This window comes from Cognatundibacterium luofuense, from assembly GCF_018139685.1.
Lineage (GTDB): Bacteria > Pseudomonadota > Gammaproteobacteria > Burkholderiales > Burkholderiaceae_D > Undibacterium > Undibacterium luofuense.
The window spans coordinates 1-320 of the sequence record NZ_JAGSPN010000447.1; the positions used below are offsets into that span (position 1 = coordinate 1).

General features: G+C 53.1%; 1 protein-coding gene. It reads left to right on the forward strand.

Annotated elements, in window-relative coordinates:
- Positions 1 to 39: 39 nt before the first annotated feature.
- Positions 40 to 320, forward strand: a 281-nt coding sequence (locus tag KDM89_RS21170) for a hypothetical protein (RefSeq protein WP_212689780.1), incomplete at its 3' end; no start/stop codon positions are given.

The following is a 320-nucleotide window of genomic DNA, read 5'->3' on the forward strand; positions in this document are numbered from 1 at the left end:
GAAGCTTGGTGTGATGAGCAAATCCTGCTGAGCAATCTGGTGCAATCTATCGCTGACGACGTCGTCCAACAGGGCAGTTTTGCCAACGCGATTGAGCGTGCCGCTCGCTTGCCCGGTTTTTCGCGTTTCTTTGAATATGATCCAGCGGATCCTGCCGCTTCTTTCCGCCCCCATCAGCAGTTGCTTTTTCCACCTGATAAACCGATCGATATGCTGTTGATTTCTCCGGACGTAAGCCGTGCAGACGCATACGCGGAACAGCGTTGCCTGCTGTTGACTACATCAGAAATGGTGCGTCAAGCCACCGATACTCTAGCGTG